Annotated in this window: 15 protein-coding genes; 11 read left to right on the forward strand and 4 right to left on the reverse strand. The window is 38.7% G+C overall.

Annotation, left to right across the window (positions count from 1 at the left end):
* Positions 1–57 precede the first annotated feature (57 nt).
* Positions 58–759 carry an NAD-dependent deacylase gene (locus PHO71_RS03105; protein WP_300198764.1) on the forward strand — a complete coding sequence of 234 codons (702 nt, stop codon included), beginning with the start codon at positions 58–60 and terminating at the stop codon, positions 757–759.
* A 52-nt stretch (positions 760–811) separates the two neighbouring features.
* The gene (locus PHO71_RS03110) at positions 812–1669 is read left to right on the forward strand and encodes an SGNH/GDSL hydrolase family protein (RefSeq protein ID WP_300198767.1); all 858 of its coding nucleotides are present in this window, start codon (positions 812–814) and stop codon (positions 1667–1669) included.
* 406 nt (positions 1670–2075) lie between these two features.
* On the opposite strand, the gene PHO71_RS03115 is transcribed toward PHO71_RS03110, so the two are convergent.
* The 4 genes from PHO71_RS03115 to PHO71_RS03130 are packed head-to-tail and all read right to left on the reverse strand — an operon-like array spanning position 2076 to position 9708.
* The gene (locus tag PHO71_RS03115; RefSeq protein ID WP_300198769.1) at positions 2076–3086 is read right to left on the reverse strand and encodes a DUF4973 domain-containing protein; all 1011 of its coding nucleotides are present in this window, start codon (positions 3084–3086) and stop codon (positions 2076–2078) included.
* Positions 3087–3114: 28 nt separating this feature from the next.
* Positions 3115–5169, reverse strand: a complete 2055-nt coding sequence (locus tag PHO71_RS03120; RefSeq protein ID WP_300198772.1) for a RagB/SusD family nutrient uptake outer membrane protein — start codon at positions 5167–5169, stop codon at positions 3115–3117.
* 19 nt (positions 5170–5188) lie between these two features.
* Positions 5189–8287, reverse strand: a complete 3099-nt coding sequence (locus tag PHO71_RS03125; protein WP_300198775.1) for a TonB-dependent receptor — start codon at positions 8285–8287, stop codon at positions 5189–5191.
* Between the two features lie 20 nt (positions 8288–8307).
* Positions 8308–9708 (reverse strand): IPT/TIG domain-containing protein, encoded by a 1401-nt coding sequence (locus tag PHO71_RS03130; protein ID WP_300198778.1) that lies wholly within the window; start codon positions 9706–9708, stop codon positions 8308–8310.
* Between the two features lie 1809 nt (positions 9709–11517).
* Here PHO71_RS03130 and PHO71_RS03135 point away from each other — a divergent pair.
* The 9 genes from PHO71_RS03135 (at position 11518) to PHO71_RS03175 (ending at position 25915) form a co-directional block, all read left to right on the forward strand.
* Entirely contained in the window at positions 11518–12972 is a 1455-nt protein-coding gene (locus tag PHO71_RS03135; RefSeq protein WP_300198781.1) for an IPT/TIG domain-containing protein, read from the forward strand.
* 21 nt (positions 12973–12993) lie between these two features.
* Positions 12994–16107 carry a TonB-dependent receptor gene (locus tag PHO71_RS03140; protein WP_300198784.1) on the forward strand — a complete coding sequence of 1038 codons (3114 nt, stop codon included), beginning with the start codon at positions 12994–12996 and terminating at the stop codon, positions 16105–16107.
* A gap of 12 nt (positions 16108–16119) precedes the next feature.
* On the forward strand, positions 16120–18156 hold the full coding sequence (locus tag PHO71_RS03145) for a RagB/SusD family nutrient uptake outer membrane protein (RefSeq protein ID WP_300198787.1): 2037 nt from the start codon (positions 16120–16122) through the stop codon (positions 18154–18156).
* A gap of 33 nt (positions 18157–18189) precedes the next feature.
* A complete protein-coding gene (locus PHO71_RS03150; RefSeq protein WP_300198790.1) occupies positions 18190–19200 on the forward strand; it encodes a DUF4973 domain-containing protein in 1011 nt (336 codons plus the stop codon).
* Between the two features lie 386 nt (positions 19201–19586).
* Positions 19587–21626, forward strand: a complete 2040-nt coding sequence (gene metG, locus PHO71_RS03155) for a methionine--tRNA ligase (RefSeq protein WP_300198793.1) — start codon at positions 19587–19589, stop codon at positions 21624–21626.
* Between the two features lie 4 nt (positions 21627–21630).
* A complete protein-coding gene (locus PHO71_RS03160; protein WP_300198796.1) occupies positions 21631–23076 on the forward strand; it encodes a lipopolysaccharide biosynthesis protein in 1446 nt (481 codons plus the stop codon).
* Positions 23077–23083: 7 nt separating this feature from the next.
* Entirely contained in the window at positions 23084–23899 is an 816-nt protein-coding gene (locus PHO71_RS03165; RefSeq protein ID WP_300198799.1) for a hypothetical protein, read from the forward strand.
* 4 nt (positions 23900–23903) lie between these two features.
* Positions 23904–24809 carry an alpha-1,2-fucosyltransferase gene (locus PHO71_RS03170; RefSeq protein WP_300198802.1) on the forward strand — a complete coding sequence of 302 codons (906 nt, stop codon included), beginning with the start codon at positions 23904–23906 and terminating at the stop codon, positions 24807–24809.
* 5 nt (positions 24810–24814) lie between these two features.
* A complete protein-coding gene (locus tag PHO71_RS03175; protein ID WP_300198805.1) occupies positions 24815–25915 on the forward strand; it encodes a glycoside hydrolase family 99-like domain-containing protein in 1101 nt (366 codons plus the stop codon).
* Positions 25916–26058: the final 143 nt, after the last annotated feature.

Here is a 26058-nt window from a genome sequence, read left to right on the forward strand (position 1 = left end):
TTTTATCGACTATTCTCTTTATTTTTGTACTATTATGACAACGCAAGGAGATAGTATATGAAGAATCTGGTAATATTGACAGGGGCAGGCATGAGTGCGGAGAGTGGAATTAGTACTTTTCGGGATGCAGGAGGACTATGGGATTGTTATCCTGTAGAACAGGTAGCGACTCCTGAGGGATATCAGCGTGATCCGGCATTGGTAATCAATTTCTATAATGAACGGCGAAAACAGTTGTTGGAAGTGAAGCCGAATCATGGACATGAACTGTTGGCGGAATTTGAGAAAGATTATCACGTGACAGTGATAACGCAGAATATTGATAATCTGCATGAACGGGCGGGTAGTAGCCATATTATTCATTTACATGGTGAATTGACAAAAGTTTGTTCGACCAGGGACCCCTATAATCCTCATTATATAAAAGAATTAAAACCTGAAGAATACGAAGTAAAGCTGGGAGATAAAGCAGGAGACGGAAGTCAGCTACGTCCTTTTATTGTATGGTTCGGGGAAGCCGTTCCAGAGATTGAAAAGGCGATTCTTTGTGTGGAGAAAGCTGATATTTTCGTGATTATCGGGACTTCACTGAATGTATATCCGGCTGCGGGCTTGTTACATTATGTACCGGGAGGAGCAGAAGTGTATCTGATTGATCCCAAGCCTGTAGAGACGCATACTTCACGCCTAATCCATGTTATCCGGAAAGGAGCATCGGATGGAGTGGATGAATTGAAAGGTGCGTTGAGGGTTGGTTGATTTAAATGTTATTTTGTTATGTAACTTCCATTTCTATGGTAATAAGATACTTATGAAAAACAAATTATTAATAGTAGGAGCGTTTTTGTCTTTTTGTTCTTGCATATATGGACAGGGTCAATCTGCCACAGTAGAAAAAGGACTGTTCATAAATAAAAAAGAGTATTTTCAGCATCCCTGGCAAGGTAAAAGAGTGGGGTATATCGGTGATTCTATTACAGATCCTAATTGCTACGGGGATAAGATTAAGAAGTATTGGGACTTTCTGAAAGATTGGCTCGGAATTACTCCTTTTGTTTATGGCATAAGTGGGCGACAGTGGGATGACGTGCCACGTCAGGCAGGAGAGTTGAAGAATGAACATGGTGCAGAGATTGATGCCATCATTGTTTTAATGGGTACAAATGATTTTAATAGTGGTGTACCTATAGGCGAATGGTTTACTGAACGGGAAGAGCAAGTAATGGCAGCTTCCGGAGAAACTAAAAAGATGGTAAAGCGGATTAGACGTATCCCGATAATGGATAAAGATACTTATAAAGGTCGTATTAATATAGGTATAAATCAATTAAAGAAGCTCTTCCCTGATAAGCAAATCGTTTTATTAACTCCTTTGCATCGTTCTTTTGCAGAATTTAGTGAGAGGAATGTGCAGCCGGACGAGAGCTATCAAAATAGTTGTGGAGAATATATTGATGCTTATGTTCTCGCTATAAAAGAAGCGGGTAACATTTGGGGAATTCCTGTGATAGATTTTAATTCAAAGACGGGCATCAACCCGATGATTGAGGAACAACTTATTTATTTTAATGATCCCACTTTTGACCGTTTACATCCAAATACGAATGGTCAGGAACGGATGGCTCGTACATTGATGTATCAATTGCTTTCATTGCCTGCGGTATTTTAAATAACTTGAGTGTAGAATAAAATAATTATTAATCCGTTGATAATTTCGTGATTATCGATTGATTGATGCGGTGAATGATGAATTCTAAAATATTGCCCGGGTAAAACATTTCAGACATAGGTCATTCAATATTTTATTGTAAATGCATTGCTTGCTATTACAGTCTATTGTTTTTTTGAAAAAGAGTCCGGCATTGATGTGTAATTTGTCAATGATGGGCAGCTAATATTATTCAAAGAATCATATCGGATTTATGTTGAAATACATGAATTTTGTTATCTTTAGAGCTAGCATCTCGATTGAGTTTGAATAGAAATTATTAGGTAAAAGATTGAAAGGACTATCTCCTATGGGTGAGACAGTCCTTTCTTCATGATAGTATTTATGTACTATATTACATAAATAATTACCATTGAATAGCTTGATCTTGATCCGGAATCAGTGTATTGATCTGGCGCTCCATTGTCATGGAACCCTTTACGTCATATATCATTGGATTCTTTGGATCTGAAGTGAAGTCTGTATATTTATACTCTAGACGCAAGATCGTTATATGACGTTCCAAATAAGGCTTCGTCTCATGTTTTTGTATGATTAGCTCATAAGTACAATCACCTACAGGCACTATATTGGCTCCACTTGTAGGGTCACCTTGTTTAATTGTCAATGGCCCTGCCATATTCCCATCTTTATTCAGTGCCCCTTCATTAAAGGTCACAATCACTTTATACTTACTGCGATTCTCATCTTCTTCCCATACTGAGCCTGCATAGAAGAATATTGAATTATCGTCTACTACGCGAGTCACGCGGGTATCTACTATAGCGGGATCATTGGTAGTACCATCTACATAAATATTCATTAATGTAGTTGAATAAGTACCGGAATAGTTGTTGTATAAGTTAATACCCAATAAAGCCTTACACCATCCCTTACGAATATTGCGAGTGTAAGACGGGTCCTCTTCAATATTTAATGGAAGCACCCATTTCTCATTTAAATCTAATCCTTCCAAATTAAAATTGAGAGTGTAGTTTTGTGTATTCTCACCGGCTGGTATAAGGCAAGTTTCTGATGGAAACGAATAAAATCTTTCAGGCAATTGCCGAAACCAAAGATCCTTACGTCCTATTGCAAATTTTTCAGTATTCAAATGAAGCAGTGTATCGTTATCTACTCCGACTTTCACATTGATACTCCGTTCGTTATCACGCGTACCACTGACAATGACCGGTAACTGATAAGATGCCGTGCCGTCGGGTTGGTAGCGTATGTAAATATCGCACACACCGTTGCTACCTACCGGTGCTTTAAACGAAATCATCTGGCTGTGTAGCTCATTTTCCCATTCATCGTTGCATGATCCAAAGAAGACACATACCGCCGACATAATTCCTAAAATATATAATTTTTTCATATTGTATCCATTGTTTACGTTACTACCATTAATCATAATCCTGCCATCCCGGTGCTTGAGTCATATTTTTATTACGTTTCAATTCGTCGTAAGTGATAGGCCAAAAATACTGTTTCCGTGAGAAGGAAGTTTGAAGGTTGGCTACTCTGACCGGTGTATAGAAAGCATCCCTATGGTCTTTGTTTACTAAAGTATTACAACCATAGATCTGCTCACTTTCATGCTCTTCGGCAATCTTCCAACGGCGTAAATCGAAGAAGCGCTGATTCTCGTTGAAGAATTCAATTTGGCGTTCGTGCACAAGCTTATTAAAGAACAATTTTGGATCTTCGTAAACAGCATTGTCGTAGTCAGGAAGTCCGGCACGCATACGGACCGGTTTGACGCCGCGGCGCATTTCTTCGATATCGCGTTTGATAGTATGTGTTTTACTTCCATCCCATGAAGCGATCTCGTAAGCTTTTCCCGAAGTCAAATTATTGAGTGCCTCTGCATATATCAATAGAATGTCAGCATAGCGAAGAGTAGGTTCTACCTTGTCACAGATACTTCCCCCGTGGTTAGCGCAATCTGTAGGATGGACATATTTTTTAACTCCAATACCGGTAATCAACCAATTCTGTCCACCATTGATACGACCGTCGTCTGCACCACGATAGTACCATCTTTGTATATATCTATAATGCTCATCTTTTCCTTCTACGGCACTTGCACAGTCCCATACACATCCATTATAAGCTACTGATGCATAGAAGCGAGGCTCTCTGTTGGTATATTCCATATGAACGTCATTTGGCACGTGATCATAAAGATGTTCATTTTTGTTGTTATTGGTCACATATCCATCTGGGCAAGTTGCACGATCAAATGGCTTTCCGTCCGCCATATCATACGCGTCACATTGTTTTTGTGTCATACCATGGATGTTCCAACCACCGCAGGAAGCTGGCAATTGATGTCTCACCAAGTCAGCGATACCTTGTTCTGTTTCCAAGTTATTACCATCTTTATTTAAACCACGAGTAAAGATCAATTCAGGGTTTTCTGCTGCATACAACTCTCCGTTGAATATAGCGCGATAAGATTCGAACGGATCAATGTTTTGCCATCCTTCAGGGAAGTTTTTATTGGAATAAATGTCATGTGGCGGTGGGGTAATTGTACTGGGATATGATTTGTCATTGTCTTGTACTCTTACTCCTACCGTATAAATTTTATAAAATCCTGTGCTTTCTGCATATTCTATCATATCTTTCGCAGCAGCAGCGGCTTTTGCCCATTTCGACTCATCATATTCCTGTGGAATCAAGTTACGTCCCTTTTTATCTGTAAAGTCTGCCATTTCTGTATTTCCATTAGTCAATGGACTAGCTCCGTAAAGAAACACTTTGGCACGTACTGCCAGAGCAGCTCCTTTTGTAGGACGACAAATATTCAGGTTATCCCGTCTCTCGAATAATTCGTATGCAGCTTGCTGCATCTCAGAAGTGATAAAGTCTACACATTCATCATATGAATTACGGGGATAACTTAGTTCTTCATAAGATTTGGTGTAATCAGCGCCTTCTATTGGCATAATGGGCACCGGACCGTATTTCTTCAACAATAACCAATAGAAATAAGCACGCAAGAAACGAGCCTGCCCTTTTACGTCAGTAATTTCTTCTTGAGTGAAATCTTTATTTTTATATACATTATTGATCAAGATAGATGCCTGATAGATAGCATCGTATGCCCAAGGCCATGAATTGGTATAATATCCTCCATAGGAATATCCGTACCCGTATTCACCCAATTTGAATTTACGGTAACGGTCTCCATTATTTCCTTCATTAAATGCTTGGTCATCAGAGAAATTAGTTGGACAGATGTCACTATGTCCCACTTCAATATTATCACCTTGTAGACGACTGTAGCAAAATGACAACCATTGCAATGTATAGTCTTTACTTTCAAAGATATGATCGTTTGATTGTTGTTCTTTAAAGTAGCGATCTACATTTAAGTAATCGGAACAAGAAGTGAAGCCAAGTCCAAGTCCGACTATGATCGCTCCCATCAATATATATTTTCCTTTTTTCATATTTCTTATTTATTATAGGTTATAAGTTTATCGTCAAGCCTATTGTATAGGATTTAGCTAATGGATATTCTTGTCCGTTAGAACTTCCTAATTCCGGATCCCAAAGCTTGAATTTGGAGAATGTAAGTAAATTAGTCCCCATCAAATAGATACGTACATTATCCAAATGGATACGGTTTACTAATCGTTTAGGAATTGTATAACCGATGTCCAGATTCTTCAGACGGAGATACGAACCATCGCGCAACCAATATGTAGAAGCTCGGTAATTATTAGAGTTGCCGCCATAGCTTAGGCGAGGATAGATTGCATTCGGGTTTTCATTCTCTCCCAATGACCAGTAGTTTCCTGGCACATCGTTTAGGATATTTCCCCAACTATTTGATTGGAATGGATAAACTGTAAATCCATTAATAAAGAAAGATGATTTACCGGCTCCTTGAAAAAGTACATTGAAATCGAATTCTTTCCATTGAGCAGAAAGTCCGAATCCATAAATCATGTTCGGTTTGGTAGTAGCACCGATAGGTACTACATCATTTCCATTAACGACTCCATCTCCATTCACATCCTTATATTTTATGTCACCGGGAGCTACTTCGCCAAAATCTTGTCTTGGACTATTGCGAATTTCATCATAATCTTTGAACAGTCCTTCAGCAATTAATCCACGTGCTTGATCTACACGGAATCCGGCTATCATGTTGTACGAATAATGACTGAATTGTTCATCGTACTCTTTAATCTCATTCTTGCTATAGGTCATATTAGCACGCAATCTCAGGTCTAAATCTCCAAATTTCTCATGAAAAGCAATATTCCCGTCGAATCCTCTGGATAAAACAGCGCCTACATTGGCATACGGAGCTGGAATATGGTTCAATCCCACACTTTGCGGTAAAAACTTACGATTCAGATAGATTCCATCGCGTTGTTCGTGGAAGTAATCGACCGTACCGCTAAGTTTGTCATTGAATAATGAGAAGTCTAAACCTATGTCATGTTTTGTAGCAACTTCCCATGTAATATATGGAGAAGATATTCTCGAATATGATAATCCCGGATAGTAATAAAGAGCTGTTTTGATATCACCGTAATAATATCCATCTGTATCATAAGTTGCAAATCTTTCTACATAAGGGAAGCGTATCTGAGTATCACCGTTCATCAATTTATCATTTCCTACTTTACCATAAGAATAACGCAACTTAAACATATTCATCCATTTAAGATTTTGCTTGATAATTGGCTCTTCTGCAATGTTCCAGGCAGCAGAGTATGCGGGGAAGAAACCGAATTGATGGCCAGTAGCAAAGTTCTCCGAACCGTTGTAACCGAAGTTGAAATCAACGAAATAACGATACTTCCATCCGTAAGTAAATCGTCCGGCAAGACCCTGATGGCGATATTGAATTCCGGAAACTATTCTTTCGTAACCCGCTAATTCATAATAATTCTTGTTATCCACTTTTTTATCTTGTGAATACTTCATTACGGCTCCTACCTGATGATCGCCAAAAGTACGGTTATAATGTAACTCTGCTTCCAGATTCTCATATCGTGTACCGCTAGCTCCTGTTGTTGATAACATCAACTGTTCAGTTTCTATTCTTGTAAACTGGAGTTTACCTTCAGTTGTACGTTGTCGTTCTGCTAACCAGCTTTCCGGCCATCTGTAATGGTTATCACTATTATCCGTATTCGTATCAAAACCAAAGCGTCCGTAAAATTTCAATCCATTTGTTATAAATTTCAGATCTTGTTCTAAATTGACGGTTGTCTGTATTTTATTTTTCCATTTTTCCTGATATCCTTGTTGTGTAATCAGTACCCATGGATTTCTTTTTCCACCATTTCCTTGTGCTCCCCATCTACCGTCACTATATTGTGGAGGAGAGGCAATTGGATTATATCCCATCAGGGAGTTCCAAATTTCACCATATTGACTTCCCGGTAGATTTTGCTTATCCAATGAACCGGCTACGCCAACTTTCAGTAAGGTAGTTTTCGTTAAGTCTATATCTATGTTCATACGATAATTCCAACGATGATAATTGGCATTGGTCTTATAGTCTTTCATAGTCCGATCTGATTCGTACATACCTCCTTCGTCCACGTAGCTGGCAGAAATAAAATAACGTGCTACCGTACCACCACCGGTTAAGTCAATGTTAGCTCGATAGGTAGGTGCTCCATCTTTCAATATCATACCCATCCAGTCTACATTTGGGAAAAGATCAGGATCCAGTCCATTCTCAATTAGCTCTATATCACTATCAGAATAAGCAGCAGATTGATTACGTGTCATTAATGCTTCATTCATCATGCGAGCATACGTTGGTCCATCTACAAATTCCGGAGTTTTCGTGCGTGTATTGTAGGTCATTTCCGCTTTGGCATTGATTCGTGTCTTACCTTCTTTTCCTCGTTTAGTTGTAATCAATATAACGCCGTTAGCACCACGAGAACCATAAATTGCTGTAGCAGAGGCATCTTTCAATACAGTGAAGTCTTGTATGTCTTCTACATTGATTTCATTCATGCTACGTTCAAACCCATCGACTAATACCAATGCACTGGCTCCTGCACCAAAAGTAGAGATTCCCCGAATCCAGAATTCAGAAACATTATCACCCGGTTGTCCTGAGGTTTGACGTGCTATGATACCCGGTACAACACCTCCCAAAGCATTAGTAATACTAGATGTTGAGGTTTTCAATTGGGACACGTCTACCGTAGTTACCGCACCGGTCACAGTTATTTTCTTTTGTACACCAGTACCTGTTATTGTAACTTCGTCCAATACAGTCGATGAAGTCTCTTTCATCACAACATTCAGCACCCTCTTTTCTTTCACGAACACTTCCTGCTTGTCATAGCCAATGTAAGAGAATACCAAATATGAATAACTTGGAACCTTTATTTTAAAATGACCATTTATATCTGTCATCACACCCAAACTTGGTACGTTTTTCACAACAATATTCACACCAATCATGGGTTCTTTGTTTTCTTCTGTGACTGTACCTGTCACTTCTATCATTTGTTGTTGATCTTGAGCATAGGATATATTTATCCACCCTATCATCAACAAAAATAGTAAAATGTAATTCTTCATAAGTATGTGTTTATATAGTATTATTCTGTAGTTAAGTAACGAATTCCCTTGTTGTTGATATCACCAATATAGAAGATTTCCTGCTCAGCATCGTAAGCCAAGGAAGTAGGTCGGTTAAAACGCGCTTCCGTAAGTGGAGCTCCATCTACATAGCCCGTATATTTTTTGTCCGCATTATAGTTACTTCGTCCGGCTACCATAGTAGCTACGCCTTCCGGAGTCAATTTCCAAATGCAGTGATTTACGTCATCACTGAAATAGAAATCATAGTGCTCTTCCTTTCCAGCTTCTTCATACTCTTTATTTTTCACGAATATACCCGCCCATGGTTCTTCAAATCTAGCTACGTTACCGACTCCTTCTGTGCATCCTTTTGAACTGAGAGAACCGGCTATCACTCTTGGTGTATCAAATAATTTAGTTTCTTTGTTGTAGTCAGATCTCATAATTGCTCCTCTTTGAGGTGCAAATACATACATGTATTTTTCTGATGGATGTAGTAACAATCTTGTGTGTGCTGAACCACCACCGATAGCTGTTAATGTAAAACATTTTACTGGCTTAACATCTATATTGGGTAGTATGTCATTAGTGCGCTGCATCTTATAAATAGCTCCATCATTCCAAGATGAATAAAATATCGAACCATCTTTCATTGAAACGCAACCATAGCTACAGTATCCATAGTTGTAAGCACGTATTTTGCGGAATTGCTCACTACGTAAAGCATAATATATATTAGGAGCTGTATTGTCCGCTCCATGTCCATTATCATCAGGGAACAGCAACGTATCACCGTCGGCTGTAAAAGTGAAAGATACCATTTTGGCATACTGTGTTCTCGGGAAAAGCCGTTTTACATAGCGTTGAGTCAGATTCAATTCACGAAAACCATCATAATAGTTACATGAGAATAGTATTTGGTCACCACCTTCCGATGGCTTAGGATCAAACACCATCCAGTCATTAGAAGGACACGATCCTTCGCCGTCGAAAGAGCCATCTTGAAAAGCTGAATTACCATCCTCGTCTACTTTACGAAGCAAAGTTCCTACAACAGTTCTGGCTTCATAGTTGAACGGTTCTTCGAATGTATAATCTGCTACAGTTTCGCCGTTTTTACCGTCAATTCGAACAGTCACATTACCGTCATAAGCACGTTTGGGAACCATGCAATAGAGTTTCTTGCCATCCGAGCCAATGGTCATGGCTGCTTGTCCGCCTACGCTTATATGTATTTTGGAAAGATCTTTTCCAAAATTACTACCCATGATATACATTCGGGTACGCACCGGACCTTGTTTAGGGGTAAAATCTGTAAAAACTACCGGTTGCGATGGATCAAACTCGCTAAGATCATTTTCATCTTTACAACCGACTAATAAACAGCATGTAAGTGCTACAATCAGATGTTTATTCATAAATTAAACAATTAAAAGGTTAATAAAAAAGGTGTATTTAATATCTATTTCTATCTCACAATACTTAAAAAACAGCAACTATCTTAACTTGCTTGCTAGTTGAATGAGACTCATATTTAATTTATTCAATAGTTTTTCGTTTTCCTGCAGACATAAACTTTCAGTCTTTAACAACGAACTCCCGACATATTGAGACTTATTTTTATATCATACTTAGTATAAGGCAAATTATGTAAACTTGATTTTGAAAAAAGAAAGTAACGCATAATAGAGCATAATGTATTGTTTATGTGGTGCTTATGTATATAGGTAAACTTTGCGAAGCGTGATTGTTGTAATCGAAATCTCTTTTTGATAAATTAGAAAAAGTTTGAATTAGAAGAGTGTTTTGTGCTTATTTTGCAGTAATTTAATCAGAACTAAATATAGAAAAATAGAGGAAAAAGTCCAATTTTCTAAATTAATTGATCTAAGAAGTAATAATACTATTTAGAAAATAATCTAAAAGGAGTAAAAGAACTGTTTAGAAGATGCATAAGATAATTTATTGATAGAAAATACATAATACTATAAAATTGATCTATTACTTATTTTATTGTCATACTTCATTATTTGACCCTTTGTATCTGGAACAAATGACTATACATTAATATATTTATTACTTTCATTATATGAAGTGCTGTAATAGTTAGAAAAAGAAGTAGACTTAATTTCAATAGCGTACGATTAGGTATTAATAGATATAATATCATTCATGAAAGGGCGATGCATACTTTATTATAAAATATCACGTAATTATAAGGTAAGGTTGTCTGTATGAGATGAGCATTCTGTATATGTAGTTTTTTGATGAATTAGTTAATTATATCCTTATAATCACGATACTATAGTTTAATGATCTGAATTCGAGGTCTTCATACCTTTTTTGAGTACTAGCAAAGATTTATACTTGATCTCTTGTAACTGTGACATCGCTGCACATAGAGGCTTGTTTTATTAAGGGTTTCGTTTTAAGCATTATTGCGAAAGCTTAAAAAATATCATTCTGCTGAAATAAATGTTATTAAGTGGCGCGAAAAAAACAGTTTTTCTTCTATAACGCTAAAATGAATAAAATATTGTATTTTTTAATTTGTTTTTTGTATTCAGTCCAATCTTTCTTTACTTATTTTGTATCTGTGAATAGTGTCTAAAAAGCAACATTATCAAGCTTTATTTCTTTTGTTTTATAAATAAAGTATTGCAAAAACGAAAAAAAACGATTTTTCTTTTGATTTATATATTTTTTGTTCTATTTTTGTAGCAACAATAGAAATGAAATAAAACGATTTGTTAGCCGAATTTTTTTTAAAAAGAATATTATTATGAAAAAGTCACATCTATCCGTAATATTCATGATTTTAAAAGTAGCAAAACTTTTAAAATCCATATTCGTTGTATACAAATTAAATCCAATATTCGTCAAATTCTTAGAAATATTTAATTTACATATAATTCGTAGATTAAGTCTTGTTATGCACAGCTTTGATTTTTCAAAATCAAGTTTACATAATTTGCCTTATGTCATGTTGGCAAGAAAAACAGCCTTACAATATGCCGGAAGCTACTCAATCAAAGAAAAAAAACAATGTTAGTGTGGATGTTCATTTAAAACAAATAAGATTGGAGAAAGAATAGAATATTTAATTGACAAGTTAAATATAAGTCTATTTAGTTTATCTTATATACTAAGATAGCCGATATTTTTAATGTAATCATTATGATATATATATAATATACCTTTTTATTAACCTTTTAATTGTTTAATTTATGGATAAACACCTGCTTCACACATTTGCAATGTGTAGTATGTTTTTAGCTAGTTGTGGTAGTGATGATGTTGCGCCGGGGACGTGGGTGACTACACCGGTCGATCCATCAAAACCAACGGAATTTGCAGACTTCACTCCTAAAGAGGGTGGTGTGCGAACCCGAATGTACATTACCGGATCAAATTTTGGTACGGATGAGTCTAAGATTCATGTTACTGTAGGCGGACAAAAAACACCAGTTATCGGATCGAACGGTTCGAAAATCTTTTGTATGCTACCACCACGTGCCTATGATGGTGACATTAAAGTAGTCATCGATGACAAAAATGGTAATGCTGTAGTAGAATATGCATTTGAGGAACGCTTTACTTACATTCCCAAAAAAGTAGTAGGAACATTATTAAGAAATTATAATGCTAGTACCGGATCAGCACCGTTCCAGGACGGTGCTTTTGCTGATGGTGCCGGGCTTCCATGTAGTGACTGGATGGTGTTCGATCCCAAACCGGCTGGGGGGGATAAAATAATCTTTACCAGTAACTTTCAAAAAGGAAGTGAAGGCCTTCGTACGATTAACCTTACTAAAAAAGAGGTAAGAACACTTTCTACTGGTGTTCGAGGTAATAAGCAACAGTGTTTTACATTTTCTACTGATGGTGATACTTTGTTGATTGCCGATGATAATGGTAAGGGTAATTTAGGAGATATCACAATGGCTAATCTTTTCTATGCATTACGCACAGAAAACTTTACTAAATTCCGTCCATACAACTACCAAGCGTGCGCTTACGGTGTTGTCTATATGCCCGATGGAACAGTCTTTTATACAACTTATCCAGGAGGACGTATTATGAAAATGGTACGTAATGGTGGAATACCGAACATCGATACCAGAGCATTTTCTTGTTTCAGTTTCCAATCTCTCGAGGGTATTGGTGGCCGACAGATAAAGATGAAGGCCCATCCTGATGGAAAATACGTCTACGTATTTGGTATTTATAGTGGTATCATCTGGAAAAGTATGTATGATCCTGTGGCAAAAGTACTTTTGACTCCGACAACTGTCGCAGGACAATCTGCATACAATAATGAAAAACTTCTTGCTGAAGGAACTGGATCATTGGCCCGTTTTGGAAATATCTGGAGTGGTACATTTGTGAAAAATCCGCAATATGTGAAAGATCAGACTTATGGTGATGATTACTATGATTTCTATTTTGCAGATCAAAAGGGACATTGTATCTGGAAAGTCACTCCAGACGGAATTGCTTCCATTGTTGCAGGACGTAGTAATTATACGGTAGATAGCAAATATACCGGTTATGTTGAAGGCGATCCACTGATGGAAGCTCGCTTTAATGGTCCTCGCTCTATAACCTACGACGAAGAGGAAGAAACCTTTTATATTGGTGATGAGGGAAATAAGTGCATTCGTTATTTAAGGACTGAGTAATACTATAAAACACATATTAATATGAAGAAAATATTTTTTCTATTCTTGTTGGTGGTAGGAAGTATCAGTGCCTCCTATGCTCAAGAACAACAGCAGGTAGAAGTAACGGGTACTGTTACTGACATAAATAAAGAGCCTCTTATCGGTGTGAATGTTACAGTGAAGAACAACCCCGGATTTGGTACTATGACTGATATTAATGGTAAATACAAAATAAAAGTTCCAAACTACTCTTATTTGGTATTCTCCTATGTTGGTTTTGATCCTCAAGAATTGATTGTGAAGGACAAAACTGTGATTAACGTTATTATGAAAGAGAGTGAGGCCAATGTATTGGATGAAGTAACCATTACAGGTACCGGGGCACAGAAGAAAATTACAGTGACAGGTGCAGTAACAACAGTTGATGTGTCTCAGTTAAAAACTCCTTCTTCGAGCATTACAAATGCATTAGCAGGTACTGTTCCGGGAATTATGGCGCGTCAAACTTCAGGACAGCCGGGTGAAAACATTTCCGAATTCTGGATTCGTGGTATTTCCACGTTTGGTGGTGGATCGAGTGCTTTAGTGTTGGTTGATGGATTCGAACGTGAACTGAGTGATATCAATGTAGAAGATATTCAAGACTTCTCTGTATTGAAAGATGCTTCTGCGACAGCTATTTATGGTTCTCGTGGTGCTAACGGCGTTATATTGATTACAACTAAACGAGGAAAAGAAGGAAAGACGAAAGTTAATGCTAAAGTAGAAGCCTCATACAGCACCCGCACTCAAACACCTGAATTTGTAGACGGTTTGACTTATGCCTCAATGTTGAACGAAGCCCTAACGACTCGTAACTTGCCTGCAGCATATTCGGAGGATGATCTTAACCTTATCGAGAATCAGCTTGACCCTGAACTCTTTCCAAACATAGACTGGATGAACATGATTCTTAAGAAAGGTGCGCCTATTTATCGTGCAACGGTTGATTTAAGTGGTGGTGGTACTACAGCGCGTTATTTTGTTTCTGCCAGTTATGTAGACGAAGGAGGTATGTATAAGACCGATGATGGGTTGAAAGATTACAATACCAATGCCAATTATCGTCGCTGGAATTATCGTATGAATATTGACTTGAATCTGACAAAGACTACTCTACTTAAAGTTGGAGTATCAGGTTCATTAGATAAGAAGAATCAACCTGGAGGATCAGCCGATCAGATCTGGATTTCTACATTAGCATACAATCCAGTTATGACTCCTGTGAGATATAAGAATGGATATTGGGCCGGACAAGGACCAGACTACTACGAGGATAAACCACTAAACAACCAAATCAATCCATGGGTATTGGTTACACAATTGGGATATAACGAAACTTGGAGCAACAAAATACAAACCACTGTTAATCTGGAACAAGATCTGAAATTTATCACTGAAGGATTGAAGTTTTACGGACGGTTTGGGTATGATACCAATACGAGGAATAATAATATACATAGGAAATGGCCTCAAATGTGGCAGGCAGAACGCCAACGAAATTCTGAAGGGGCATTGGAGTTTAAGAAGAAGTATGAAGAGCAAATGATGTTTATAGTTCCAATCTCAAGTGGTGACCGAAGGGAATATCTCGAAGCTGAACTGCACTATAATCGTTCATTTGGTGCCCATATGGTAAGTGGAGTAATGAAATATACACAAGACAAGACCGTTAACACTTCGGAGAATTTTAATGCAATTGCCATTCAAGCTATTGATGTTCGTCATCAAGGATTAGCCGGACGTTTTACTTACGGATGGAACTATCGTTATTTTGTTGATTTCAATTTCGGTTACAATGGATCGGAGAACTTTGCTACCGGACATCAATTTGGTTTCTTCCCTGCTTATTCTGCTGCATGGAACATTGCTGAGGAACCTATTATTAAAAAGAATCTCAAGTGGATGAATATGTTCAAACTACGTTACTCATACGGTAAAGTAGGTAATGATAATTTAATGGCTGGTGGCACTAAGGTTCGTTTCCCTTATCTATCAACATATAAAAACGAGAATAAATATGGATATTATTATGGGGACTTAGGCACGAGTAGCTCTCCTGGTGCTTTCTATCAAGGACTGACATATCAAAATTTTGCCTCAGAAGGTATTACATGGGAAATAGCCAAGAAACATGACGTTGGTATCGATTTCTCCATGTTCAATGATAAGTTTAGCGGTACTATAGATTATTTTAATGAACGCCGAGACGGAATTTATATGCAACGTACTCATTTACCTTACAGTACCGGTTTGTTGGAATACTCCCCTTATGCTAACATAGGATCTGTAGTATCAAAAGGTTTCGATGGTAATATCGCTTACAGTCAAAAGCTGGGAGAAGTCAATCTTACATTCCGTGGCAATATGACCTATAGCAAGAATGAAATTAAAGAATACGATGAAGCATATAGCCATTATAGCTATTCAAGTAACAGAGGATTTCGTGTAGACCAGCTAAGAGGATTAATTTCAAAAGGTTTATTTGTGGACTATGATGATATCCGCAACAGCCCTAAGCAGACATTTGGGGATGTGGCTCCGGGTGACATTAAGTACAAAGATGTAAATGGTGATGGAAAAATAGACGATAATGATAGAGTACCTATCGGTGCAACAACTAAACCAAACTTGATCTATGGATTCGGACTCTCAGCTCAATGGAAAGGGTTTGATTTCAATCTGCATTTCCAGGGAGCAGGAAAGTCTTCTTTCACTATGTACGGAGCAACTTCTTACCCTTTCACTTCAGGGTATTGGGGTAATATTCTGACTGATGTAGTTGATAATTATTGGTCGCTGGGTACTAATGAAAATCCGAATGCAAAATACCCACGTCTGAGCTTTGGAGGTAATTCGAACAACTACCGTACTTCTACTTTCTGGATGCGTGATGGTTCCTATCTCCGTTTGAAGAACTTGGAAGTCGGTTACACTTTACCTAAGAATTGGACAAGAAGTCTGTTCTTAAACAAAATGCGTATCTATTTCATGGGAACCAACTTATTGACTTTCTCCAGTTTCAAACTGTGGGATCCAGAAATGGGAAGTGGAACAGGGGAAAAATATCCTTTGTCTAGAACCTATACATTGGGATTGACAATTAATTTATAAAAAAAAGGAACTATGAAGAATATATATATTTTATTAGGAGCGATAGCTATCGCTTTCCAATTGTCCTTCACTTCCTGCTCCGACTATCTGAGTGTAGATAAGCATTTCAGAGATGTACAAACGGAACAGAAGATTTTCGAAGATGATCTGTATACCTTGCAATGGCTGTCTTATTGTTATTGTCGGTTGTTAGGTGACAATATTGAAATAGGTCATACTCGTTTCGCTCCTCAGAATTTTGCGGATGATCAGGTTTTTAGTGAAACCTATGGTCGGTACAAAGCATATAAACTTGGAGAAATTGGATATGGATATGGGTACAGTGGCTATTATCAGAATACTTGGAAATGGTCGTATGCCGCCATTCTTCAGGCATCTATCCTGATTAATAATGTAGATATAAACAAAGACTTTACTCAGGAGGAAATTCAGGATGTGAAGGGTCAGGCACGTTTCCTGCGAGCTTATTTTTATTGGATATTACTTAGAAGATTTGGTCCGATACCTCTTATGCCAACTGAAGGTGTTGATTATGCCAAGACTTATGATGAATTGAGTTACCCGCGTAATACGTATGACGAATGTGTTGATTTTATTGCTTCAGAGATGGCACAGGCAGCGAAAGAATTACGGGAGAAACGGGATAACCTAAATCTTGCCCGTCCTACCCGTGGAGCAGCTTTAGCAGTACGTGCCAAAGTCTATCTTTATGGGGCCAGTCCACTAGCAAACGGAAACACAGAAATGGCTGACTTTGTGGATAAGACTGGACGCATCTTGATTCCGCAGGAATATGATGAATCTAAATGGGCGAAAGCTGCTGCAGCCGCAAGAGACGTGATAGAAGGTGGGTGGTACAAACTGTTCACGTTACCTAGACGTGATAAATCTAGTGATATCGCTAATCCGGTAACTGTAAAACCACCTTATAATGAGAAGTTCTCAGATAAGAATTTCCCTGAAGGATGGGCAGACATCGATCCATTCGATTCTTACCGTACATTGTTTAATGGTGAGGTATACTTGTATAATAATCCGGAAATTATATTTGGTCGTGTTACAAATGATGCAGCATATGATAAAGATTATTTAGTAGATGCTTGTGACGTTGCCGATATGGCGAAACATCAGATGCCTCAATCCATTGGAGGATGGAATATCCACTCCATGACTATGAAGCAATGTGATGCTTATGATATGGCAGATGGAAAACCATACGACCGCGAAACAGGTCTGACAGGCTTTACAAACAGTACGAATAAAGACCTTCATCCCTATGATAATCTGGAGAATAATGTTTGGTTAGGATATGCCAATCGTGAACCACGTTTTTATGCTTCTGTAGGCTATAACGGTGCTACATGGTATTGCCAAAGTGCTACAGCAACTGGTTCTACCGAGATAGTAAACAAACAAGTATGGTATTATCGTGGTGATACGGATGGACGTTCTAACGGTACTGAACGTTGGCTGGTTACAGGTATCGGTATTAAAAAGTATATCAATCCGGCAGATTGCGATAAATATTCAGGAAGCATTGTGAAAAAAATAGAACCGGCACTTCGCTATGCGGATATACTAGTCTCTTATGCAGAAGCATTAAATAATTTGACGACAACTTATGAAATACCTTCATGGGACGGAAGTAAGACCTACACCATTAGTCGCGATGTTGAGGAGATGCGTCGTGGTATAAAACCTGTCCGTATGCGTGCCGGAGTACCTGATTACGAAGATGATGTATATGCTGATCGTGATGCGTTTTTTGAGAAGATCGTGCATGAACGCCAAATTGAATTCTTCAATGAAAGCCAGCGTTACTATGATGTACGTCGTTGGAAGATTGCCCCGGAACATGAAGGAGCACAAATTTATGGGTGCAATATTATGATGGATAAAACACATAGGGAGGCATTTTATACACCGGTCAGAGTCACAGGAATACAAACTGCATTCTCTAGGAAACAGTATTTCTGGCCTATGAATTATGATGAATTGCAACGGAACAAAAATATGACCCAGGCCCCGGGATGGCAGGATTATGATTAAGGGTATATAACATAAATAATGAAGTAATATAATATGAAAAAAGTATATATTTTAGGAATCATATTGGGTGCATGTACTTTATTTAGTTCATGTAACGACGAATGGACAGACGAATTATTTAGTCAGATGATTTCATTCAAAGCACCGATAGGTAGCAATGGTGTATCTGATATTTATATGCGTTACCAACCTGACGGAAGCGGATCCTACCAGTTGCCGGTAATTGTTAGTGGTTCGCAAACAAATGGACGGGATTTCAATGTAAAAATAGGAGTGGATAACGATACACTCGAAGTTTTGAATACAGAGAAATACTTAAGTCGTAAGGATTTGTGGTATAGACAATTGCCTGAAAAGTTTTATTCTTTTCCTATGGGGAATACCTGTCACATTCCAGCAGGAACAGATGTACAATCGTATAATATTGACTTTCATCTGGAAGGATTGGATCTGAATGAGAAATGGGTGCTTCCACTAACTATCGAGAAGGATCCTTCTTATATGCAGAATGTCCGTAAAGGAATTTATAAGGCTTTACTTAATATACATCTTTTTAATGATTATTCAGGTACTTACTCCGCAACAGGTATGAATGTCTATTTGGGAGAAAGTAATAATGATCCAGCTACCACAAGTACCCGTACTGCTTTTGTAGTCGATGATAAATCTGTCTTTTTCTATGCCGGTACATGGTGGGAAGAAGAAGAAAATCGTAGCAAATATAAAGTTATCGTTGAATTCGGTGAAGGAGTGAAGGATGATGCGGGAGTAATCACAGGTCTCATTAATCTAAGACCGGGTGATGTAGCTAATGAAGCACAAATCGCACCTTATGGTGAATGCAGGTATAGAAGAGAGTTCAAGAAACACGATACCAAACCGTATCTGGAACTTGAAACCACAACAATGTATTTAAATTATTATTTTACTGATTTTACTTCGGATTCCGCTAATCCAATTCTTTATCGCGTTACCGGTAATATGTCTATGCAACGTCAAGTTAATACATTGATACCGGATAAAGATCAAGCTATTCTGTGGTAGATCATGTTTGCGATATAACATAATTTAAATTTATAGAAAGAGGATGTCTGTGGTTTACCAGACATCCTCTTTTATTTAATAGAAAACTTTCCGACTATTTGTAGAAAACTCTTTTGCCTTAATAAAAAACATATTTTTTATTAAGCCCAAACTATGACCGAAAACTTTGAATATATAATCAGAATATTCGTATATATATTTAGAACTTCCGGATTTATATTCGAAACTTCCAATTAAAACTCTTCTTCCTTTAAATATAAGATTTATTTCGGAGGTAAAGAAGTATTCTTCCCTTCGAAGACGTTTAATGATGTCAGATTTTCCTTATCTTTGCACATTATTATAAAGGCAAGTATTGCAGAGAGTAACAAAATACACACTATATAATGGAAAATAAATTCAAAAGAACCACCGTCACATCGGCGTTGCCGTATGCGAACGGACCTGTCCACATTGGTCATTTGGCAGGCGTATATGTACCTGCGGACATCTATGTACGCTATTTGCGACTGAAAAAAGAAGATGTATTGTTTATCGGAGGTTCGGACGAACATGGAGTACCTATCACCATCCGTGCAAAAAAAGAAGGGGTCACTCCGCAAGATGTAGTAGACCGTTATCATTCGCTGATTAAACAGTCATTCAAAGATTTCGGCATCTCATTCGACATATATAGCCGGACGACTTCGCCTACCCATCACCAACTGGCTTCCGATTTCTTCAAAACACTCTACAATAAAGGAGAATTTATCGAAAAAACTTCCGAGCAATATTACGATGAAGAGGCTCACCAGTTTCTTGCCGACCGCTATATTACCGGAGAATGTCCTCACTGCCACGCAGAGGGTGCTTATGGTGATCAATGCGAAAAATGCGGTACTTCTTTATCACCGACAGATCTGATTAATCCGAAAAGTGCCATCAGTGGCAGCAAACCGGTAATGAAAGAAACCAAGCATTGGTATCTTCCTCTCGACAAGCATGAAGGATGGTTACGCCAATGGATTCTGGAAAATCATAAAGAATGGCGTCCGAACGTATATGGACAGTGCAAAAGCTGGCTTGATATGGGGTTGCAACCACGTGCCGTAAGTCGTGACCTTGAATGGGGTATTCCTGTTCCTGTAGAAGGTGCGGAAGGTAAAGTACTGTATGTATGGTTCGATGCTCCTATCGGTTATATCTCCAACACGAAAGAGCTTCTGCCGGATAGCTGGGAAACCTGGTGGAAAGATCCCGAAACCCGCCTGGTTCATTTTATCGGAAAAGATAATATCGTGTTCCATTGTATCGTATTTCCTGCTATGCTGAAAGCAGAAGGTAGCTATATCTTGCCTGACAATGTACCAAGCAATGAATTCCTGAATCTGGAAGGTGACAAAATCTCAACTTCACGAAACTGGGCAGTATGGTTGCACGAATACCTGATTGATTTTCCCGGTAAACAAGATGTGCTCCGTTATGTACTAACTGCCAATGCACCGGAAACCAAAGACAACGATTTTACTTGGAAAGACTTCCAAGCACGCAATAATAACGAGTTGGTAGCCGTTTATGGGAACTTCGTAAATCGTGCTATGGTACTGACTCAAAAATACTTTGATGGGAAAGTCCCAACTTGTGGCGAACTGACAGATTATGACAAAGATACACTGAAGGAATTTGCTGATGTAAAAGCAGAGGTTGAGAAACTACTCGATGTTTTCAAATTCCGTGATGCACAAAAAGAAGCGATGAATCTGGCGCGTATTGGTAATAAATACCTCGCTGATACTGAACCTTGGAAATTAGCCAAGACAGATATGGAGCGTGTAGGAACCATCTTGAATATTGCTCTTCAATTGGTAGCCAACCTGGCTATTGCCTTCGAACCATTCCTGCCGTTTAGTTCGGAAAAGCTTCGTCGGATGCTGAATATGAATAATTTCGATTGGGCAGAGCTGGGACGAAGCGATTTGCTTCCGGAAGGTCATCAATTAAATCAACCGGAATTACTGTTCGAGAAGATTGAAGATGCAACGATCGAAGCTCAGGTACAAAGATTACTTGATACGAAGAAAGCAAACGAAGAAGCGAATTATAAAGCAAACCCAATCCGTCCGAACATCGAGTTTGATGACTTCATGAAGCTGGATATCCGTGTGGGGACTATTCTTGAATGCCAAAAAGTGCCAAAAGCAGACAAACTGTTACAATTCAAGATAGACGACGGACTGGAAACACGTACCATCGTTTCGGGTATTGCCAAACACTACCAACCGGAAGAATTGGTCGGCAAGCAAGTTTGCTTCATTGCTAACTTGGCTCCACGCAAACTGAAAGGCATTGTCAGCGAAGGCATGATTCTAAGTGCTGAAAACAATGACGGTAGTCTGGCGGTGATCATGCCGGGGCGTGAAGTAAAACCGGGTAGCGAAGTAAAATAAGCGCATGCCGGAACAGTCACTGAAGCAGAAAGCAGCAAAAGGAATATTATGGGGAGGATTCAGCAGTGGACTACAGCAACTGCTGAGTGCCCTCTTCGGAATTGTTATTGCCCGTTTACTGGACAGTACCGATTATGGAATGTACGGGGTGCTCGCTATCTTTATCGCCATAGCCAGTACGCTTCAGGACAGTGGATTTGTAACAGCTTTAGTCAATAAACGACACGTTACCCAAGAAGACTACAATGCTGTTTTCTGGTGCAGTTTAAGCATTGGAACAACCATTTATATCATATTCTTTTTCTGTGCTCCGCTTATTGCCGACTTTTTCAAGGCTCCCGAGCTTATACCGCTTTCCCGCTATGTGTTTCTAGGCTTTCTGATGTCAAGCACCTCCGTTGTCCACAATGCCTATTTTCTTCGCAACTTGATGATAAAGCAGAGAGCAATGGCACAATTACCTGCGCTCGTTATATCCGGTACGATAGGAATCATCATGGCATACAATGGAATGTCGTATTGGGGTATAGCAACACAAAATCTGGTATACATTGCTGTCATTAATCTTTGGTATTGGTACTTTTCGCCTTGGAGACCGACTTTCCATATTGATTTTCGCCCATTAAAAGGGATTTTCGGATTCAGCAGTAAAATACTCGTTACAAGCATATTCCAGCAGATTAATAACAATCTGGTATCAACCATACTTGGTGCATTTTACACCAAAGCGGAAGTGGGTAACTATACACAATCCAGTAAATGGAATTATATGGGATATAGTGCTATAGATGGAATGATAAGCAGTGTGGCGCAACCTGTTCTGAGAGAAGTTGCCGACGATCCGGGACGACAACAAAACGTATTTCGTAAAATGTTACGTTTCACTTCTTTCCTTTCTTTTCCTGCCATGTTTGGTCTGGCATTGATAGCCAAAGAATTTATTATTATTACCATTACCGATAAGTGGCTGTCATGTGTCCCTATTCTGCAAATTCTTTGTGTATGGGGAGCGTTTATGCCTGTTATTTCTTTGTATTCCAGACTGATTCTCAGCAATGGGAAGCCTAATATATTTATGTGGAACTCAATCTTGTTGTGTATCCTGCAACTTATTATCATGTTACTTGCCTATCCATACGGTATTCATGTCATGTTGATGATGTTTGTCGCCCTTAACGTCATCTGGCTCGGTGTATGGCAATATTTTATATGGCAAGAGATACGTCTCAGTCTGTGGAACGCACTGAAAGACACCGTACCTTTTGCCGGAATTGCGGCTGCTACTATGATAGCCACTTACTATATAACGATAGAAATCAGCAATATCTATCTCATGCTGATTGCAAAAATAGGACTGGCCATCACTATCTATTCACTTATCATGTGGTTTAGCAAAGTAGCCATTTTTAAAGAGAGCATTAAATACCTCTCCGGACGTTTTAAAAAATAAAAGACACATGGATAAACTAACTTTAATTCCCATCGGAGGACTTGCTAACAGAATATACGCAATCACTTCTGCCATAGCATATTGTCAGGCACACACCATCCCGTTAAAGATAGTGTGGTTCAAGGATTGGGGTATGGGAGCTGATTTCCATTCTCTATTCAAACTTTCCCCTGCAATCGAAAATGTGGAAATAAAAGACGGTAAATGGTATGATTACCTGATGCTCGATAAACCCCGACGTAGGAACTTTTGGTTTCCTATTCTCTGGCAAATGATAGCTTACGATTATCGTATTTATGAAAAGGATATCTACAGATATAAAGATCCGAAGGACATCTTCAACGATTTTAAAAAAGGGAAGTTTATCTATCTCATTCATTTGGCAAAGTTTTATGATACTCCCGATATGCTGAAAGCCGTTGAACCTAATGAACAGATACAGGGCCGGATTATGGAACGCATAAAAGACTTCCCCGACTATACTGTCGGAATTCATATCAGGCGGACGGACAATATCGCTTCTATTCAGCATAGCCCTCTCACTTTTTTCATTGAAAACATGGAAAAGGAAATCAGACTGCATCCGGAGGTTGCCTTCTATGTGGCTACCGACTCGGAAGAAGACAAAGCGATACTGAAAGAGCAATTCAAAGAACGTATTATCACTTCGCCCTATAAAGCGGAACGTTCAACGAGTGAGGGGATTATTGAAGCGATTACAGAAATGTATGCATTGAAATCTACTCAGAAGATATACGGTTCTTATCGTAGTAGTTACTCTATACTTGCTGCCCATCTTTCGAACATTCCACTTATTATTTAAGATCATGAAACAGATTGTTGCCATACAAAACGGGTTGGGAAACCAGATGTTCGACTACGCTTTTTATCTGGCGTTGAAAAGGACCTATCCCAAAGCCGGAATAACTACTTATCTGCTTGCCAGACGTTGTGACCACAACGGACTGGAAATAGATAGGATATTCTCGCTCCCTCTATCCGAAAAGAAGAGCGATCGGATCGTGATGAGAATGTACAGAAAGCTATATTATCTAAGCAAGAAACAGACCTTCACGGGTATATTCGGCAGATATACGTTAAAGCTACTCTATGCGCTTCATCTGGGATTATGTATGGATAAGCCCGAAATACCTTATCAAGGCGCACAGTCATATATCTGGAAAAGAAACTACAAGGTATATTGGGGAGGTTGGATGTCCGAGAAATGGTTCTTACCCGTAAAAGAAGAGGTACGCAAATGCTTCTCATTCGATTTTGGGAAACTATCTCCCAAATCTGCCGGGCTGTTGGAAGAACTTTCGCAAACCGGGACTGACAGTATATCTATTCATGTACGCCGGGGCGATTATCTGAAAAATCCACAATATTTCGATATCTGCAACACGGCTTATTACCGTGAAGCGATTAATTTAATTAAGGGAAAAACCGATAATGCGCGATTCTATGTATTCTCTGATGATATACAATGGGTAAAGGAGAATCTGGAACTTCCCCAAAATACGGTTTACGTGAATTGGAATACAAAAACTGATTCTTGGCAGGATATGTGTCTCATGTCACACTGCCGGCATCATATTATCGCTAATAGTACATTCAGTTGGTGGGGTGCATGGCTGAACAGGAACGAGGAGAAAATAGTAGTCTGTCCCAAGATGTTTTCACGGACGGAGAACCTCGTAAACGTCATGCCCGATGAATGGATCAAAATATAAAGAATATGGAAGAGAAGGAAATTCGTGTCATTGCATTTTATTTGCCGCAATTCCATCCCACGCCTGAGAACGACCAATGGTGGGGAAAAGGATTTACGGAATGGACCAATGTAGGCAAGGCAAAGCCATTATTTCGTGGACACTATCAGCCACGGGTTCCGGCAGACTTGGGATACTATGACTTGCGAGTATCCGAAACTCGCATCGAACAAGCAGAAATGGCAAGAAAGTACGGAGTGGAGGGATTTTGTTACTGGCATTATTGGTTTGGTAATGGTCGCCAACTTCTTCAACGTCCTTTTCAAGAGGTACTTGCTTCCGGACAGCCGGACTTTCCCTTCTGTCTTTCCTGGGCTAATCATAGTTGGGAAGACAAACAATTCAGTAAGGAAGGTACACACAAAATGTTGATGGAGCAACTATATCCCGGAGAAGCCGATGAAACAGCTCACTTTAACTATTTGCTCCCTGCATTTAAAGATCATCGCTATATACGGGTCGATGATAAACCTGTATTTATGGTATATGCACCGTTCAGCCTTCCTGATGCGAAACGTTTTATCCAGTTATGGCAGAAACTTGCCCGTGATAATGGATTGAAAGGTATCCACTTTATCGGTCAGACAAATAACGCCGGAGATGTACAGACATTGAAAGATATGGGATTTGATGCTGTGAATATCGTCAGACTATTCGAATTCTTTAAACAGGACTATTCTATCTTTGAGAAGATACACATGAAAATCATGCGCATCGTTTTCAAAAGAGGACGTATCGTTGAATATGCCAAAGCGGCCAAATTCTTTTCGGGCAGTGAAGATCGGGAAACGGATTGTTATCCCACCATTATCCCTAATTGGGATCATTCTCCGCGTTCAGGACGCATGGGGCATATTCTGGTCCATTCCACTCCAGAGAAGTTTAAGAAGCACGTGCTTGAATCCTTCTCCAATGTAGTAGATAAACCTGCGGACAAACGTCTGGTATTCCTCAAGTCATGGAACGAATGGGCGGAAGGGAATTACATAGAGCCGGATTTAAAGTTTGGCTTGTCCTATCTCGAAGCACTGAAAGAGGCAATCAAAGAAATTAAGTATGAGGTGTAAATTGGAAAATAATAGATTCTAATGATGAACAAGTACTTAATCATAGATAAATTAAGATTCACAATGATTGAAATTATAAATAAATAACAACCCTATAACGGACTATAGGTAAGTACCCAAACTACCTAGTAGTAATGACTCAA

Origin of the sequence: Bacteroides sp. (assembly GCF_028690125.1) — a bacterium.
In the GTDB taxonomy this organism is placed as follows: Bacteria; Bacteroidota; Bacteroidia; order Bacteroidales; family Bacteroidaceae; genus Bacteroides.

What these genes read in the sequence shown, in the direction of transcription:
- PHO71_RS03140 (WP_300198784.1), top strand. Translation starts at nt 12,994, where the DNA reads ATGAAGAAAATATTTTTTCTATTCTTGTTGGTGGTAGGAAGTATCAGT.
- PHO71_RS03135 (WP_300198781.1), top strand. Translation starts at nt 11,518, where the DNA reads ATGGATAAACACCTGCTTCACACATTTGCAATGTGTAGTATGTTTTTA.
- PHO71_RS03110 (WP_300198767.1), top strand. Translation starts at nt 812, where the DNA reads ATGAAAAACAAATTATTAATAGTAGGAGCGTTTTTGTCTTTTTGTTCT.
- PHO71_RS03105 (WP_300198764.1), top strand. Translation starts at nt 58, where the DNA reads ATGAAGAATCTGGTAATATTGACAGGGGCAGGCATGAGTGCGGAGAGT.
- metG (WP_300198793.1), top strand. Translation starts at nt 19,587, where the DNA reads ATGGAAAATAAATTCAAAAGAACCACCGTCACATCGGCGTTGCCGTAT.
- PHO71_RS03160 (WP_300198796.1), top strand. Translation starts at nt 21,631, where the DNA reads ATGCCGGAACAGTCACTGAAGCAGAAAGCAGCAAAAGGAATATTATGG.
- PHO71_RS03115 (WP_300198769.1), bottom strand. Translation starts at nt 3,086, where the DNA reads ATGAAAAAATTATATATTTTAGGAATTATGTCGGCGGTATGTGTCTTC.
- PHO71_RS03145 (WP_300198787.1), top strand. Translation starts at nt 16,120, where the DNA reads ATGAAGAATATATATATTTTATTAGGAGCGATAGCTATCGCTTTCCAA.
- PHO71_RS03130 (WP_300198778.1), bottom strand. Translation starts at nt 9,708, where the DNA reads ATGAATAAACATCTGATTGTAGCACTTACATGCTGTTTATTAGTCGGT.
- PHO71_RS03165 (WP_300198799.1), top strand. Translation starts at nt 23,084, where the DNA reads ATGGATAAACTAACTTTAATTCCCATCGGAGGACTTGCTAACAGAATA.
- PHO71_RS03175 (WP_300198805.1), top strand. Translation starts at nt 24,815, where the DNA reads ATGGAAGAGAAGGAAATTCGTGTCATTGCATTTTATTTGCCGCAATTC.
- PHO71_RS03125 (WP_300198775.1), bottom strand. Translation starts at nt 8,287, where the DNA reads ATGAAGAATTACATTTTACTATTTTTGTTGATGATAGGGTGGATAAAT.
- PHO71_RS03150 (WP_300198790.1), top strand. Translation starts at nt 18,190, where the DNA reads ATGAAAAAAGTATATATTTTAGGAATCATATTGGGTGCATGTACTTTA.
- PHO71_RS03170 (WP_300198802.1), top strand. Translation starts at nt 23,904, where the DNA reads ATGAAACAGATTGTTGCCATACAAAACGGGTTGGGAAACCAGATGTTC.
- PHO71_RS03120 (WP_300198772.1), bottom strand. Translation starts at nt 5,169, where the DNA reads ATGAAAAAAGGAAAATATATATTGATGGGAGCGATCATAGTCGGACTT.